General features: G+C 41.7%; 12 protein-coding genes, 1 tRNA gene and 1 pseudogene. 6 read left to right on the top strand and 8 right to left on the bottom strand.

Going from position 1 to position 15,183, the window contains the following annotated elements; translation table 11 throughout:
- Window positions 1–66: 66 nt before the first annotated feature.
- Window positions 67–140, bottom strand: a tRNA-Arg gene (locus tag ACQY1Y_RS16305).
- Window positions 141–183: 43 nt separating this feature from the next.
- On the opposite strand from ACQY1Y_RS16305, the gene moaC reads away from it, so the two are divergent.
- Window positions 184–684 (top strand): cyclic pyranopterin monophosphate synthase MoaC, encoded by a 501-nt coding sequence (gene moaC / locus ACQY1Y_RS16300; RefSeq protein WP_430013147.1) that lies wholly within the window; start codon window positions 184–186, stop codon window positions 682–684.
- A 216-nt stretch (window positions 685–900) separates the two neighbouring features.
- Here moaC and bchH read toward each other — a convergent pair whose 3' ends face one another.
- Together bchH and ACQY1Y_RS16290 are read right to left on the bottom strand one after the other, a co-directional pair.
- On the bottom strand, window positions 901–4,566 hold the full coding sequence (gene bchH / locus ACQY1Y_RS16295) for a magnesium chelatase subunit H (protein ID WP_430013146.1): 3,666 nt from the start codon (window positions 4,564–4,566) through the stop codon (window positions 901–903).
- 75 nt (window positions 4,567–4,641) lie between these two features.
- Window positions 4,642–4,923 (bottom strand): annotated as a pseudogene (locus tag ACQY1Y_RS16290) (flavin reductase family protein); the annotation flags it as partial.
- Between the two features lie 494 nt (window positions 4,924–5,417).
- Here ACQY1Y_RS16290 and ACQY1Y_RS16285 point away from each other — a divergent pair.
- Together ACQY1Y_RS16285 and ACQY1Y_RS16280 are read left to right on the top strand one after the other, a co-directional pair.
- Window positions 5,418–5,702 (top strand): UPF0175 family protein, encoded by a 285-nt coding sequence (locus tag ACQY1Y_RS16285; protein WP_002754799.1) that lies wholly within the window; start codon window positions 5,418–5,420, stop codon window positions 5,700–5,702.
- Complete coding sequence (locus tag ACQY1Y_RS16280) at window positions 5,689–6,153, top strand: DUF3368 domain-containing protein (protein ID WP_430013145.1); 465 nt, start codon at window positions 5,689–5,691, stop codon at window positions 6,151–6,153. Before ACQY1Y_RS16285 ends, ACQY1Y_RS16280 begins: the two co-directional genes overlap by 14 nt.
- A 12-nt stretch (window positions 6,154–6,165) precedes the next feature.
- Here ACQY1Y_RS16280 and tnpA read toward each other — a convergent pair whose 3' ends face one another.
- On the bottom strand, window positions 6,166–6,567 hold the full coding sequence (gene tnpA, locus ACQY1Y_RS16275; protein WP_430013144.1) for an IS200/IS605 family transposase: 402 nt from the start codon (window positions 6,565–6,567) through the stop codon (window positions 6,166–6,168).
- Between the two features lie 103 nt (window positions 6,568–6,670).
- Between tnpA and ACQY1Y_RS16270 the strand changes: the two genes are divergently transcribed.
- The gene (locus ACQY1Y_RS16270; protein WP_430013143.1) at window positions 6,671–7,834 is read left to right on the top strand and encodes an RNA-guided endonuclease InsQ/TnpB family protein; all 1,164 of its coding nucleotides are present in this window, start codon (window positions 6,671–6,673) and stop codon (window positions 7,832–7,834) included.
- Window positions 7,835–7,976: 142 nt separating this feature from the next.
- Here ACQY1Y_RS16270 and ACQY1Y_RS16265 read toward each other — a convergent pair whose 3' ends face one another.
- On the bottom strand, window positions 7,977–9,707 hold the full coding sequence (locus tag ACQY1Y_RS16265) for a diflavin flavoprotein (RefSeq protein ID WP_002754795.1): 1,731 nt from the start codon (window positions 9,705–9,707) through the stop codon (window positions 7,977–7,979).
- 365 nt (window positions 9,708–10,072) lie between these two features.
- Here ACQY1Y_RS16265 and ACQY1Y_RS16260 point away from each other — a divergent pair, with 365 nt between their 5' ends.
- Window positions 10,073–10,366 carry a hypothetical protein gene (locus tag ACQY1Y_RS16260; RefSeq protein ID WP_061431498.1) on the top strand — a complete coding sequence of 98 codons (294 nt, stop codon included), beginning with the start codon at window positions 10,073–10,075 and terminating at the stop codon, window positions 10,364–10,366.
- Window positions 10,367–10,458: 92 nt separating this feature from the next.
- Here the strand turns inward: ACQY1Y_RS16260 and hypF are convergent, their stop codons facing one another.
- Genes hypF through ACQY1Y_RS16245 form a run of 3 tightly spaced genes read right to left on the bottom strand, consistent with a single transcriptional unit; the run spans window position 10,459 to window position 13,953 of the window.
- The gene (gene hypF / locus ACQY1Y_RS16255; RefSeq protein ID WP_430013142.1) at window positions 10,459–12,723 is read right to left on the bottom strand and encodes a carbamoyltransferase HypF; all 2,265 of its coding nucleotides are present in this window, start codon (window positions 12,721–12,723) and stop codon (window positions 10,459–10,461) included.
- 50 nt (window positions 12,724–12,773) lie between these two features.
- Window positions 12,774–13,448, bottom strand: a complete 675-nt coding sequence (locus ACQY1Y_RS16250) for an ATP-dependent Zn protease (RefSeq protein WP_430013141.1) — start codon at window positions 13,446–13,448, stop codon at window positions 12,774–12,776.
- 52 nt (window positions 13,449–13,500) lie between these two features.
- Entirely contained in the window at window positions 13,501–13,953 is a 453-nt protein-coding gene (locus ACQY1Y_RS16245; RefSeq protein ID WP_430013140.1) for a hypothetical protein, read from the bottom strand.
- Between the two features lie 396 nt (window positions 13,954–14,349).
- Between ACQY1Y_RS16245 and hisN the strand changes: the two genes are divergently transcribed.
- On the top strand, window positions 14,350–15,156 hold the full coding sequence (gene hisN / locus ACQY1Y_RS16240; protein WP_430013139.1) for a histidinol-phosphatase: 807 nt from the start codon (window positions 14,350–14,352) through the stop codon (window positions 15,154–15,156).
- Window positions 15,157–15,183 lie beyond the last annotated feature (27 nt).

Below are 15,183 nucleotides of genomic sequence, written 5' to 3'. Positions count from 1 at the left end.
GCAAAAAACCAAAGAAACTAGGAACCATAGGTCCCTAATTCCTGTAGTATATGCCATTGTATCTAACGGGCTTGGAGAGACTCGAACTCCCGACCTTGTGGTCCGTAGCCACACGCTCTAATCCACTAAGCTACAAGCCCTTGTTTTTCTCAACAGTAAACTACTATAGCACAGGTTCATTCAATGACGCAAGAGGGTAAAGAAAAATTATCTCATCTCGACAGCCAAGGCGAGGCCCAGATGGTGGATGTATCGGAGAAAATGCCCACTAAACGCACTGCTATCGCCCTAGGACAAGTGAGAATGCTAAAAAAGACTTTTGAAGCCATAGAACAGGGAAATGCGCCTAAAGGTGACGTTTTAGGGACGGCCAGACTAGCGGGAATTATGGCGGCCAAACAAACTTCCTCCTTAATTCCCCTTTGCCATCCCTTACCCCTGCAAAAAATCAATGTTCAGATTATCCCGAAAGCAGAGTTACCCGGTTACGAAATTCGCGCAGAAGTGGTGACAAAATCGGAAACTGGGGTAGAAATGGAGGCTTTAACGGCGGTATCTGTGGCAGCCTTGACTTTATACGATATGGCTAAAGCGTTAGAAAAATCAATCCTGATTGAAAATATCCGTCTGCTGAGTAAAACAGGAGGAAAATCAGATTATCACAAGGATTCCCTGTTGCGATGAAAACTCTAAGTAGGGTTTGCGGCAAAAAGTTTTTCCTGGTGTCAGGGTGTGGGGTGTGGGGTGTGGGGTGTAGGGTGTGGGGTTGTACCAATTTTCAGGGAGTCAATTACCTAATTTTCGGGGAAAAAGTACCTGACTCCAATCGCTGGCACTTGTTGATTTCAAAAAAGCCTAAAGATATTATCCAAGAAGGTTTTTAGATTTATTCAGCAAACCCTAAGTAACCCCTTCTAACTTTTCATCGGTCAATTGATATAATTCCTGTAATTTCTCTAATTTGTCGGGGTCTGCTTGCCAAAAACCGCGACCCTGTGCTTCTAACATTCTACCGACAATATTACGGAAAGCTTCGGGATTAGCTTGACGCAATTTTTCCGCCATTTCTGCATCAAAAGCGTAGGTATCGGCTGCCTGATCATACACCCAATCGTCACTAAAATTAGCCGTACCGCCCCAACCAATTAAAGCGGTCATTCTTTGGGAGATTTCGTAGGCCCCACCAGAACCTTGATTAACCATGGCATTGGCCCATTTAGGATTGAGTAATTTACTGCGGTATTCTAAGCGCAAAACCTCCTCTAATTTGCGGGGAGTTGTATCATTGGAAAAACTCTCAACAAAACTCGTCATCACCCGTTTACCGCTTTGTTTTTCTGCGGCTAATTTTAATCCTCCCGTGTTGCCGTAGTATTCCTGAATATCGGTTAAACCGTATTCTACCGAGTCAATTTCTTGGATAATACTTTCACTGGTTTTTAATAACTGTTGTAGCACTTCTGGCCGCGCTTGTCCCTTATCTTGACGACCATAACTAAAAACATTACGCTTTTCCCAAGTTTTCGCTAATTCGTTTTCATTATTCCAATTTCCCTCCACTACTTGGTCATTAACTAAAGAGCCAAAATCCCCGGCAGGATTGGAAAATAAACGAGCGCTGGCATTGTCAATCCCTTGACTTTTTAAGGCTAAATAGTGCTTACGGATATAATTATCATTTTCCGATTCTTCTATCTCAGCTGCCCGCTGCATTAAATCATCCAATAACTCGATAATATTGATAAAAGTATCGCGAAAAATTCCCGATAAATTAGCCAGAATATCGATGCGCGGGTGTCCAATTTCTCCTAGAGGTTTTAATTCATACCTGACAATTCTTCCTGTCCCCTCTTTGACTGGTTCCGCACCGACTAATTCTAAGAGAATACCCAGGGATTCACCCTTAGTTTTAATCACATCTAATCCCCAGAGTAAAACTGCTACAGTTTCGGGATATTTTCCTTTTTCGGTTAAGTTTTGTTGTAGCAGTTTTTTGGCGATTTCTCGTCCGCGCGTGTAGGCTGCGGGGGAAGGCATTCGGTAGGGATCCAAAGCGTGTATATTGCGTCCTGTGGGTAAAACTCCCGCACCATCCCGGAGTAAATCACCCCCCGGTGCCGGTGGTACATATTCCCCATTTAATCCCCGCAAAAGATTAGTTAATTCTTCGCTATTTTGTCCTAATAAATTTTTAATAGCAATGCCTTCTTTAAGCTTTTCATTGGTTGCTTCATCAGCGATAATTCGCTGAAATTCTCGCTCAGATAAATCGGTGAAATAAGCGTCAAGATAACCTTTTAATTCTTCCTGATTGGGAGCAGTTCCTAGAGTGTGTAAACCCGAAGAAAATAGTCTTTGTTCGACGATTTGTAGGTAATTATACACCTTGACAAAATAATCGGTTAGTGCATAGCGGCTAAATAATTTGGCATTTTCTAAAGTGAATTCTATTCCCTGTTTTTCTGCTTCCAGAAAAGGACAATCTTTAGAGATACCTGTATCAATAATCTTTTGCAGGATACTATCTCTTAAAGCGTAATTTTTCTCAGGATTTTCTCGAAACTCGGCAATCAAATCTCGTAAAATCATCAATTCTTTATATAATCCTGCTCGTCCGTAGGGAGGCACATTATGGGAAATTAACACCCCATAACCGCGACGTTTAGCTAGGATAGATTCCGAGGGATTATTAGCGGCATAAATATATAAATTCGGTAAATCTCCTAATAAAATATCTGACCAAGAATAACCAGTATTTCCTAGGGGTGAACCGGGCAGCCATTCGACAGTTCCGTGCATACCAAAATGAACGAGCGCATCGGTCTTAAAATCTTTTTGTAACCACTGATAAAAGGCTGCATACTGAGGGTGAGGAGTTAAATCTTTTTCAAACATTAACCGCATCGGATCCCCAGCAATTCCTAAAGGTGGTTGCACTCCAATCCAGATATTACCTAACTCAATTCCCCCTAAATGATACTGGTCGCCAATAGTTTTTATCCCCGCATCTTTAAGGGATTTCCAGTGTTTTTCGATGCGAGAAGTTAATAGATAACCTAGCCAATTTTCTAAACTTTCTATCGATAAACGATTTTGTTTAGAGAGATTTTCATCATCGGCAAATTTGACTTTTTGAATAATTTCTTCCCCGTCTTCGGGAATCGTTCCCAGATTATAACCCTGCGCTTCTAAAGCTTGTAAAAACTTAACTAAACTCCGGGGAACATTTAACAAAGCTGCCGTACCAACTGCCCCATAACCTGGGGGAAATCCATAGAGAATGATGGCTATTTTGCGTTCTTGCGGAGGGGTTTTATGTAACTTAATCCAACTATGCAAACGTCCAGTTAAACGCTGTAATCTTTCGGGGATTAAATAGATAGTTTCCCCCACTAATCCCCCCAGAGGAATTGTATCAATTGCTCCATCTAATTCAGGTAAAGCGTATAGAACCACACTCTGTAAACCACCGATTCCCTGTCTTGTCCAAGAATAAATATCTTGAATCAATAAAGGGGCAGCGATAAGATAAGGAATATTTTTAGCGGACAGAATTCGTTTAGCCACTTCTACCTGTCTTCCTGCTTCCATAGAACCCGCAGGACCTCCCACCAAAGGAAAGCCAATCGTCGAGACAATTGCATCTACTGTCACCGCATCTTCACTTAAAGAAGGAGTTTCAATGATTCCTTTTTTTCTTTGCTGAATTTCGTAGTCTGTGGTTAACCAATCCCGAACAATTGTATGGCCTTCCACTCCGTTAATAAACACGGGTAGGGGAATTAAATTAGCCGTTTCAAAATGACGGATTAATTGATTAATATAGGGTAGTTTACTGATAACGTGCTTCCGATAAAGCAGCAGTGCCACCACTGGTTTATCAAGAGATTTATTTTTTTTATACCAAGTTAAATATTCTTGGGGAGTGAGAAAATAACCCTGATAATCGGGGTGTAATAGTCCCTTATTGGGAGTTTCGATAACTTCGGGTATTTCCCGTACTTTTAATCCTAGATATTTTTGGGCAATTACCCAACACATAGCGGCAACATTTTCGGTTCCTCCCGCATTCCAATAACCGTAAATAATTAACCAATTACGCAAATCTTGAACTTTTTTAGCGGGAATAAATTTCAGCAGTTTCGGTCCAGTTTTGAGGAAACTGAGATAACCGGCTAACTTATCTTCTTCCTTGCCACTGGAAAATTTACTCAAGATAAATTGAATTGGTTTTGGCATTCCTTTTGGTTTATCCCCGATGGCAAATTCTCCCAAACGGGTTAAACTCATTAACTCTAAAGCAGACTCAAAAACTAAGCGAATCGGAATCTGTGCTGCTCGTTGCCGCAGCCAAGTAACTTGATCGTAATCGAAGATCAAACTAGCAAAAAAAACGTCGGCAGTGGCTAAAGCTTGCTCGACTATTTCCGGTTCGCTAGTCAAGGATTTATCGCTGAATACTTTTACTTCTAAATCGGGACATTTAGAACTAGCCAACAGGCCCGATTGCCGATACAAATTACTGTTAAAGGTTTCAAAGCCAACAATTAAAACAATACTTTTCATAAGAATTTATTTTCTGATAAATCAGGGTGCGTTATTTTGCCTTAACACACCCCCTGAAATGATCATAACAACAAATTAATAATAACTGCCAGATTTGCGATGATGGATGGCGGTTAAACCTTGGTGTAAAACCTTACCCTTTTCTGCGATCGCATAAAGCAGCCAATGATCACCGCACTCCATTCGTTGTCCCACCCGACATTCCAGATAAGCGAGCGATTCGGCCAAAATCGGCCCACCGTTCTCAGCTTTAGTGGTTTCGATATTAGCGAAACGATCTTCTCCTGGAGTAAAAGGTTTAAGAAAATGCTTCATTAAAGCTATATGTTGTCCTTCTTGGAGGATATTAAGGACAAAATGGATATAAAGTGGGTAGAGTCGATGGGAGGTATTATCAGCAATTCTCATTTTAAGGTTTCATGACATCAAAACCCTTGCACCTAGAGGGGTTAATAATTCTTAACGAATCTCTAGATCGCTGAAACAAGGCAAAATCGTTTCAAAATGAGAATTGCTGCCACTATCTCACCTGCATCGGTCTAACACCCCCTTAATAAGACTTATAGCAGAGAACGAGTTGGTTAGGACAACCTAAATCGCTAAAATTCAGTTTTGGCAAGGATTTTCCTTCTGCCTTCTGCCCGCTGCTATAATAGCGAACTGTGCGGTTTAATCACCTCAATCAGGAGTCAGGAGACGATGCCAAATCAGATTATACTTCATCTTTATGAGAAACGCTGTAAGCTGTAATAATTAAGAGACATCTTAAAAAAAGTCAGAAACCCTTCTGTTCCCTGTTCCGGAGTTCCCTTGTCTCTAAAGTTAACTTTATTTTTAACTAGGTACTTAGAATGAAAAATGAAATATTAAATCTAGAATTTTCTCCCGATGTTCTTGCCGCTTTAAAAATAGGAATTGATGAACTCGGTCAAGAAATTAAACTTCTGGCCGCTATTTATTATTTTCAAGAAAAGCGACTTTCTTTAGGAAAAGCGGCGGAATTAGCGAGAATTAATCGCCTAGAATTTATGGATATTTTGTCTAAAAAAGGGATTGTATTGTTTGATTATGACGAATCGGCGTTAGCGGTTGAATTAAAGGGAATAGAAAAACTGGAGCCTGATGATTGTAAGTAACGCTACTCCCCTCATCGCTTTTGCGCGAATTGGTCAACTCGGTCTTTTACAAGAAATAGTTAAAAGCATCATTATTCCTAAGGCGGTAGCTCTTGAAATCAGCACTTACGATCAAGACAAAACTGGCTCGATCAATCTATTACGAGAACAGTGGATTTCTGTCCGAGAAATCGCCTCTCAACAGCAGGTTTCCTTACTATTACCGACTCTAGATCGAGGAGAATCAGAAGTCATCGTCCTTGCACTAGAACAAAAAGCCTCTTTAGTGCTTATCAATGAATTAGCTGCTCGTCAGGTGTGTAAATCTCTCAATATTCCAATTACAGGTTCGATCGGTATTTTAATTAAAGCAAAACAGTTGGGAAAGATCGCTGCAGTCAAACCTTACATAGAAACGATGCAACAACAAGGCATATACTACAGCCAGAAATTTATCGAAAATTTGGGTTAAAACCCCGTCGTTTTACGACGGCTTTTCCTGATTTTCAATGTAGCACTTAAGAACTTCCAGTGGCGCACCTCCTACAGAAGATACAAAATAACTGGGCGACCAAAGAGCGTCTTTCCCGTGCGGTTTAGGATAACCAGCTTGTCCATATCTACGACTAGAGACTCCTTTTAAAGAATTGACCATTACAGAAATAGATAGTTTCGGCGGGTATTCAATCAATGCGTGTACATGATCGGACTCCCCGTTAAATTCCAATATCTGAAAATTCATCTTTTCCGCAACTTCTCTAAAAGATTTTTCAACCAAAGTCAGACTTTTACCAGTAAAGACCTTTCTTCTGTATTTTGTCACACAGACCAAGTGTATCTTTAGATCGGAAACAGAGTTTCTTTCTCTTCGCAACTGACTTGACATTATTAACAGACCTAGTTAGAATAGAGTACAGACACACACATCTTAACCCAATGAAAGCGAGTATCAATACCGTATTTACCCAACAGACCAACAAAAGAGGCTTTTGTCTCAGTTGTTTGGGTGTGTGCGTGTTGTCTGGAACGATACCTTAGCTTACTGCCAAGAACTCTATCGACAAGGGGAGAAAAAGCCAAAATATACTGAGTTATCTAAAAGACTAACTCAAGTCAAGAAAACAGAAGAAAAGCGTTGGTTAACCGAGGTTTCTTCTATCCCTTTACAACAGTCTTTGAGAGACTTAGAGACAGCCTATTCTAACTTTTTTGCATCTTGCAAGGGAGAGAGAAAAGGAAGAAAAGTCAAACCTCCTCAATTTAAGAAGCGTAAATCTAAGCAATCAGCAAGATTTACTGACAATGGTTTTACCGTTAACCAACACTGCGTTACTTTAGCGAAAATCGGTGATCTAAGAATAGTTTGGAGTCGTCCATTACCTTCTAAACCTTCTAGCGTCACCGTGATTAAAGATGCGGCGGATCGCTATTTTCTCAGCTTTGTTGTCGAGATTCAGTCCGAAATACTTCCCAATAATGGGGAGTCAGTGGGAATTGATCTAGGGATTGCTACCTTTGCTACCCTCTCAACAGGAGAAAAGATAGACGCACCGAAACCGTTAAAGAAACGATTAAAACGACTAAGAAAAGCACAGAAAAACCTTTCTAGAAAACAGAAAGGAAGTAAACGACGGGAAAAAGCTAGGAAACGAGTAGCTAAAATCCACGCAAAGATTAAAGACACTCGTACTGATTTCTTGCATAAACTATCCACTAGAGTTGTTCGTGAAAATCAAACGATAATTTTAGAGGATTTAAACACATCGGGAATGGTTAAAAATCGCAAGTTATCCCGTGCTATATCAGATTTGGGATGGCGTTCTTTTCGAGATATGCTATCGGCAAAATCTGATAAATATGGGCGTGATTTTCGGATAATTTCCCGATGGGAGCCAACGTCTCAGCGATGTTCCTGTTGTGGGAATATCGGCGGTAAGAAAGCATTAAATATCCGTGAGTGGGAATGTCTTTTTTGTGGGACTTTCCATGATAGGGACGTGAACGCCGCAATTAATATCAAGGTCGCCGGTGGGCAATCGGAGACCTCAAAAAACGGACGCAGAGGAAGGTGTAAGACTTCTGTTAAAGAAGCAGCATCCCGTGAAGCGTCAACCCATCCAAAGATCGTTCAATTAAGTTTGTTTGATCTGTAGGGAATCGCCGTCCGTTTACGGCGGTGAGGATGTCAATGATCTTGTTTTACAAACAGTAGCAGAAGGATAGGGGAAAGTATTGTTCACTTTCGGGATCGGCCGAAACCCTTGTTTTTTGCGATCCCTTACCCGTCACCATGAGTTAATAATAACTGCCAGATTTGCGATGATGGATGGCGGTTAAACCCTGGTGTAAAACCCTGCCTTTTTCTGCGATCGCATAAAGCAGCCAATGATCACCGCACTCCATTCGTTGTTCCACCCGACATTCCAGATAAGCGAGCGCTTCGGCCAGAATCGGCCCACCGTTCTCAGCTTTAGTGGTTTCGATATTAGCGAAACGATCTTCTCCGGGGGAAAAAGGTTTAAGAAAATGCTTCATTAAAGCTAAATGTTGACCTTCTTGGAGGATATTAAGGACAAAAGGCGTACCACTATAAAGCAGAGACTCGATCGCTCGTTCTTTCGCCACGGCAATAGTCAATCCGGGGGGGGTGAACGTCGCTTGCGACACCCAAGAGGCTAACATGGCGCCGCGCAATTCCCCCAATTCGCAGGTGACGATACAGAGAGAACCCACCAAACGGCCCAGAGCCTGCGATCGCCGATCGCTTTGGGATTGGTTAACATTAGTTTTCGGTTGTCTGCTTTTGCGAGCTTTTTTGACTGCTTGAGCGAAATCGGTTCCTGCTTCCTCACAGGTCTTTAAAATTGCCTCCGTGGGTTTAAATTTAACCCGAATTGGCTCAAAACCGAAGCGATAACCGCCATCCCGGAATTTACCTTCTAAAAGATCGACCGCTTCCCCACTCCAACCGTAGGAGCCAAAAACTCCCACCAGCTTGCTTTTATCGCCATTTGCTAGGGTAATCCCCAAGGCGGTTTGGATGGGAGTCGGTGCGTGTCCTCCCAAAGTGGGGGAACCAAAGATAAAACCGACACTTTTTTCGATCGCCGTTTTGATCTCGTCCGGTTCAGCGAACTCGGCATTAATCGCCGTGACTGCTACTCCCGCTTTCGTGATCCCCATGGCGATCGCTTGAGCGAGGGTGGTCGTGTTGCCGTAGGCACTGGCATAAATCAGGGCGATTGTCAACTCTTGATACTTTTGTACTGCCAACCATTGTTGATAGGAAAGGGTCAATTCGTGCATCGCGTAACGCACCAGAGGGCCGTGACCAACAGCATAAAATAAGGGCGATTTAGCGGCTAATTTCTCCAAAGCGTTGCTAATTTGGCTGGCATAGGGAGCCATGAGACAATCGAAATAATAACGCCGATCTTCGTTATAAACGCTCCAACCCTCATCAAAAATTTGGTCGCCACAAACGTGCGCTCCGAATAATTTATCGGTGTAGAGAATATCGGTTTTGCTGTCGTAGGTACAGAGTTGATCGGGAAATCTGGGGTTCGGAGTGGGTATAAATTCTAATTGATGGTTTGCTCCTAAATTTAATATTTCTTCCCCCTTGACAACCAACAGATTTAATGCTTCGGTTTCGAGAATTTTTTTCAGGGAAATTGCCCCCGGATTAGAACAAACAAAAGTGACTTGAGGCGCGATTTCTAAAAGTGCCTTGAGGGTGACGGCACGATTGGGGTTAACGTGACCGAGGATAATATAATCAATAGTTTTCGGATCGATTCTTTTAGTTAAAGCCTCTAAAAATATAGCCGAGAATGATTCCCCCGGTGGATCAAAAAGAGCGACTTTTTCACCTTTAATCAGATAACTATTGGCGGTAGTTCCCTTTTGTAATCCATATTCGATCTCGAATTTTAACCGGTCCCAAGTGCGGGAACGAAAGACAAAAGTATCGACGGCAATAGGTGCTACTTGTACATCTCTCGGTTTGACAATTGCATTATTCATAATCTTAGTTACCAGTTATCAGTTAAGTAGTCAATTAGTTAAGCGGCAACTTGAGGCTGTGATCATTTTTTACTAGGCAAGTTTGGCATCAAAGTCAACACTTGATTTTTGACTAAATACAGCCTTTTATCGCTGGGGACGAGTGGGGAAATTTATAGGTTATCTTGCCAGCCGGAAGGACATCAATATCTACAGTACACTATCTCTGGGAAGAAACCTAGCTTCTAGCAATTGGCTCGCGGGTAACGATACTCCTCTGGGGGGATTTGCCAGTCTATTGAGAAATTCTAAAGGGAACGTGATCCCCAGAAGCGAGGTGCTAGTCTGAGGGAAACCCTGCTATCTCCCTATCAGGCAAAGTTTTTATGAGCTATCAGCACTCGTCTTTTGACTGCACTAGCGCCAATTTTGAGAAAGCCGCTTTGACTCATTTTCGCGCTCTTGTGGCTTTTTTACCGGATAATTGCCGTGTTTACCGACAAACTTGGGAATTTTCTACGGTTCTCTGTCTCGATTTTCTAGCCTGTTTGCAGGGACTAGCAATCACTCGTCAAAATTTCGCCCATCTAGTTAATGTGACACAAGAACTCGGTTTAGGTCAAGCAATTATTTTGAAAGTAGGCAATAAAATCGTTGAGTGGCATCGTTTAACAGTCTAGAAAAAAATCGGCTCTCTGTGTTCTTTGTGTCTCTGTGGTTTATCTTTAACGCTGCTGACATAACCTAATAAAAAGGTAGATTGTCGGCTATTCTAGAACTGTTTAAGTTGAGAAAAAGCTCCGATAATTTGACCAAGGCTAATACCACCATCATTAGTGGGAACTGTTTGCTGCCAGTAGGGTTGAAATCCCGAAGCTTGTAAGCGATTAATTGTTCTTTCCGTCAGATAACGATTTTGAAAACAGCCTCCCGTCAGGAGAATTTTTTCTCTGCCTATTTTCTGAGCAATTTCTACAATAATCTCACTTAAACTATTATGAAATTTAGCGGCAATTATGCCGATTTGTACTTGTTTTTCTAAATCTTCAACAACTCCTAAAATTATCTGATTCCAATCAATAACTATGGGGGAGTCGGAGGATAAAGAAAAATGATAATACTCTTCCGTTTTAATGCCATCAAGGGCAAATTCTAACTGCATTGCTGCCTGTCCCTCAAAACTTAATTGATAACATAAACCTAGAATCGCCGCCACACCATCAAACAAACGCCCGACACTAGAAGTTAAAGGACAATTAATTTTTTTTGTTAACATTTGCCTAAAAATCGACCATTCCTGTTCACTAAAAGCTGATTTTATCCTATCAGTATTTTCCATAACTTCTAGTAATCCTAAAGCCACTCGTCTGGGTTCTTTAACCGCTTTTTCTCCTCCGGGTAATGGCCAGGGTTTAAAATGGGCGACTCGCTGCCAAGAATCGGCAGCAATATGGATAAATTCTCCCCCCCAAATTGTGCCGTCTAAACCGTATCCTGTTCCATCCCAAGCAACCCCTAAAACTGGAGGTTGTAGCTGATGTTCTGCCATGCAGGATAAAACGTGAGCGTAATGGTGTTGAATGGGAATAACGGGTAAATTTAAACTATAAGCGTACTTGGTTGCTAGATATTCAGGATGGGCATCACAGGCAATAACTTCGGGTGCAAACTCGTATAAATTTTTTAAACTATCGAGGATATTTTCAAAATGATTAACAGCATTAACTGTATCTAAATCGCCGATATGTTGACTAATAAAAACTTGATTTTTTTGGTAGATAGCCACGGTATTTTTAAAATAACTTCCCACGGCCAGAATCGGGGGGAAATCTCCCTCATTAACTTTAACGGGAAAGGGAGCATATCCCCGCGCTCGCCGCAAAATCATCGCTTTTCCCGCCATTTCCCTGATAATAGAGTCATCCACTGGTCGAACTATGGGACGATTATGAACTAGAAATAAATCGGCGATAGTTCCTAATTTTTCTAAAGCTTCTTTTTCCTCAATACAGATAGGTTCATCGGCTAGATTACCACTGGTTGCTACAATAGGAAAGCCTAATTCTGCTAATAAAAGATGATGTAGGGGAGTATAGGGTAACATGACTCCTAGATAGGGATTACCCGGAGAAACGGCAGCAGAAAGATAATTTTTTCTTTGTTTGATCAGGACGATTGCCGCAGCAGGAGACTGCAATAATTGCGATTCTAAAGAAGATACATAACCATGCTTTTTCACTAACTCAAGATTAGGATACATCACGGCAAAAGGTTTATCCAGTCGCTGTTTACGTTGTCGCAATTTTTGCACTGCTTCCGTATTTCTTGCATCGACAACTAGGTGAAATCCTCCTAATCCTTTGATCGCTATAATTTTTCCCTGTTGAATTGCTCTAGCAGTGGCGATTAAAGCCTGATCTTTTTCCGCTAATACAGTTCCTTGACTGTCTAAAAGACTGATTTGGGGTCCGCAACGAGGACAGGCATTTGGTTGGGCATGAAAACGGCGATCCAGAGGGTTTTCGTATTCCCTTTGACATTCGGGACACTGATTAAAACCCCTCATAGTTGTGCCACTGCGATCATAGGGTAAACTCTCGATAATACTGTAGCGAGGACCGCAGTTAGTGCAGTTAGTAAAAGGATAGCGATAACGACGATTATTCGGGTCAAAAATATCGGCTAAACAATCGGGACAAGTGGCTAAATCGGGCAGAACAATTGTATTTTTTTCACCGCCGCTGCTATGACGTATGCTAAAGTTTTGATAACCGATAGGATTTAACCATTGAGTCTCAATATTTTCAATTAGCGATCGAGGTGGTTTTTCTAAAGATAATCGATTCAAAAAAGTTTCTAGTTTGTCTCGATTGCCCTCAACTTCAATAAAAACTCCCGCTGCTGTATTATTCACCCAACCAGTTAGGTTTAATTCCGTTGCTAATCGATAAACAAAAGGACGAAAACCGACCCCTTGTACTGCTCCGCGCACAATTAAAGCTAATCGCTGATCGGATTGAATGCTCTGATTATTCATAAATAATTTAACGGGGAAATTATCAAATCTATCCCTGATTACTTTTCCCGTTATACTAAACTTTCACTAATCACTCGACAGCATTCTTCCACACTGGTCCTTTTTTCCATAGCTATCACTAAAGCTTGATAGGCAGTCTGTTGTTTTTCTAAAAGAGTTTTTGCCTGTAATAAACTCCAGCGCTCTTTTTGGGCATAATTATTCTCAGGAACCCCCGCTAATTTTAAGGCCGATTGCAGATAAAATCGATCGCTTTCTCCCCCCTCCGCTTTACCATAAACTAAGGTTTCGGCAGCAATTCCCGCCATCCACACCGTAGAAATTCTCTCTAAAAAAGCAGGAAAATCGGTAAAGTTCTTGACTTTTTGCTCTAAATCTGCTAGTTCAAATTGAACACCGCCGACTCCCTCCTGGCCTTGACGAAAGGCTTCCCAAGCGGTCAAACTATAACTGGCGATCGGAATGCCTAAAATATAAGCGGTGAGAAAATGTCCGGCTTCGTGGTGAATAACTCTTTGACGGTGTTTACTAGGAGAAAGAGCATCCAGTAGTAAAGTCACGCCCCGGTTATTAAAGGTGAGAGTATCAACGGTAACTAATCCCAAGAGGCTAAAAGTAGCCAAAGCGGGGACAAAAGGCGAAATAGACAGCAAAGGGGTGACAAATACGGAAAGAGTGATCGAAAAAACGGTAATCGCGATCAGATTTAAAGCTGTCTGTTCCATAAAAATTAATAAAAATATACAAATGCTTAATACTATGTTACATTGCCTAGTTTTATTTTCCCCGAATTAACCAACCAATTACCCCACCCACAAAAGCAGTCACAATCGATATACCGATCTGTTTCCAGTTTTTTACCTCCCCAATTTTTTCGGCTAAATCGGGAATTTTTCCCACGGATGCCTCGATGAGTTGCACTCTTTCATTTAAACCGGTGATTTTTGCGTCTAAAGTCCTGATTTCTCCCTTAATTTCCGTCTGTCCTATCTCTAAGACCTGAATTTCTCTTTTGATCTCTCCGACGCTATTCTCGATCGCTTTTTGTCCACTCTCCAGAGAGGTTAAACGAGTTTCGATCGCTTTTTGTCCACTCTCCAGAGAGGTTAAACGAGTTTCGATCGCTTTTTGTCCACTCTCCAGAGAGGTTAAACGAGTTTCGATCGCTTTTTGTCCATTGATAATCAGATTTTCTAACCTTTTTAGGTCATTTTCCGTAAAAGCCGTCATCAGCTAAACTCCTAAATAGATTAATTTTTTCTCGTCTTGAGATTGAGTCGATCGTTGACTAATTTAATTATGGAGTCAAAATCAAACTGTTACCCACTGATAGTTCTAGCTTCGACGCGGCAATAGGGATTTAGGGTGATCGGGAAATTTCCGCTAAATCCCCCATCTCCCCACTTCCCCACTTCCCCACTTCCCTTTCCCATAAATAAATATTATTGTTTTCCTGTATGGATAACTTTTATTGATGAATATTGATCGCACTATCCAAGAGGCAATAGGGATTTAGGGTGATCGGGAAATTTCCGCTAAATCCCCCATCTCCCCACTTCCCCACTTCCCCACTTCCCTTTCCCATAAATAAATATTATTGTTTTCCTGTATGGATAACTTTTATTGATGAATATTGATCGCACTATCCAACTAGCTCATCAATTAGCGGACGCGTCTGGAGAGATTATCCGGCGCTATTTTCGGCAGCCTCATCTAGAAACCGAAACAAAACTCGATCAAGTTTCCTCAATAGTAACAATCGCCGATCAAGAAGCTGAGGAGGCGATGGTGGCGATTATTCAGCGAGAATTGCCTGAAGATGGGGTTATTAGGGAAGAAGGAGCCAATATTCCCTCCCAAAGTGGTCGTTATTGGGTATTGGATCCGATCGATGGCACATCCTCTTTTGTCAAGGGATTGCCGATTTTTGGGACTTTAATCGGCCTAGTGGCAGAAAATCAACCGATTTTAGGAATTGTCGATCAACCGATTTTAGGCGATCGCTGGTTAGGAGTGAAGGGAAAAGGGAGTCTTTATAATAACCAGATGATTGTTAATCCCTACTGTCAAGATCAAGAACTTGCCTTAAAAAATGCTTGTTTAGCCTCCACCACTCCCTTAATGTTTATCACAGAACGACAACAAGCGATCGCTCGTCAGCTGCAAACCGTCTGCAAACGTACCGCTTTTGGGGGTGATTGTTATAACTATATGATGTTAGCCACTGGCTGCACTGCCATGCCGATGGTAATCCTAGAATCAGACCTGAAATACTACGATTTTTGTGCTTTAATCCCGATTATTGAAGGTGCGGGCGGAATAATTAGCGATTGGTCTGGTAATCCCCTACAAGCTGATTCTAGCGAAGTTTTAGCCGTCTCTAATTCGGGTTTATGGCGGCAGGTTTTAGAACAAATCAGCAGAGTGGGTTAGTGCGAATAGCAAGATAATTAATCAACA

Origin of the sequence: Microcystis ichthyoblabe FBCC-A1114 (assembly GCF_050500245.1) — a bacterium.
Classification (GTDB): Bacteria; Cyanobacteriota; Cyanobacteriia; order Cyanobacteriales; family Microcystaceae; genus Microcystis; species Microcystis ichthyoblabe_A.
This window is presented reverse-complemented; position numbering and strand designations above follow the sequence as displayed.

Coding starts and splice junctions, on each gene's coding strand:
- ACQY1Y_RS16285 (WP_002754799.1), top strand. CDS start 5,418: ATGAAAAATGAAATATTAAATCTAGAATTTTCTCCCGATGTTCTTGCC.
- ACQY1Y_RS16250 (WP_430013141.1), bottom strand. CDS start 13,448: ATGGAACAGACAGCTTTAAATCTGATCGCGATTACCGTTTTTTCGATC.
- tnpA (WP_430013144.1), bottom strand. CDS start 6,567: ATGTCAAGTCAGTTGCGAAGAGAAAGAAACTCTGTTTCCGATCTAAAG.
- hisN (WP_430013139.1), top strand. CDS start 14,350: ATGAATATTGATCGCACTATCCAACTAGCTCATCAATTAGCGGACGCG.
- ACQY1Y_RS16280 (WP_430013145.1), top strand. CDS start 5,689: ATGATTGTAAGTAACGCTACTCCCCTCATCGCTTTTGCGCGAATTGGT.
- moaC (WP_430013147.1), top strand. CDS start 184: ATGACGCAAGAGGGTAAAGAAAAATTATCTCATCTCGACAGCCAAGGC.
- hypF (WP_430013142.1), bottom strand. CDS start 12,723: ATGAATAATCAGAGCATTCAATCCGATCAGCGATTAGCTTTAATTGTG.
- ACQY1Y_RS16260 (WP_061431498.1), top strand. CDS start 10,073: ATGAGCTATCAGCACTCGTCTTTTGACTGCACTAGCGCCAATTTTGAG.
- ACQY1Y_RS16245 (WP_430013140.1), bottom strand. CDS start 13,953: ATGACGGCTTTTACGGAAAATGACCTAAAAAGGTTAGAAAATCTGATT.
- ACQY1Y_RS16265 (WP_002754795.1), bottom strand. CDS start 9,707: ATGAATAATGCAATTGTCAAACCGAGAGATGTACAAGTAGCACCTATT.
- bchH (WP_430013146.1), bottom strand. CDS start 4,566: ATGAAAAGTATTGTTTTAATTGTTGGCTTTGAAACCTTTAACAGTAAT.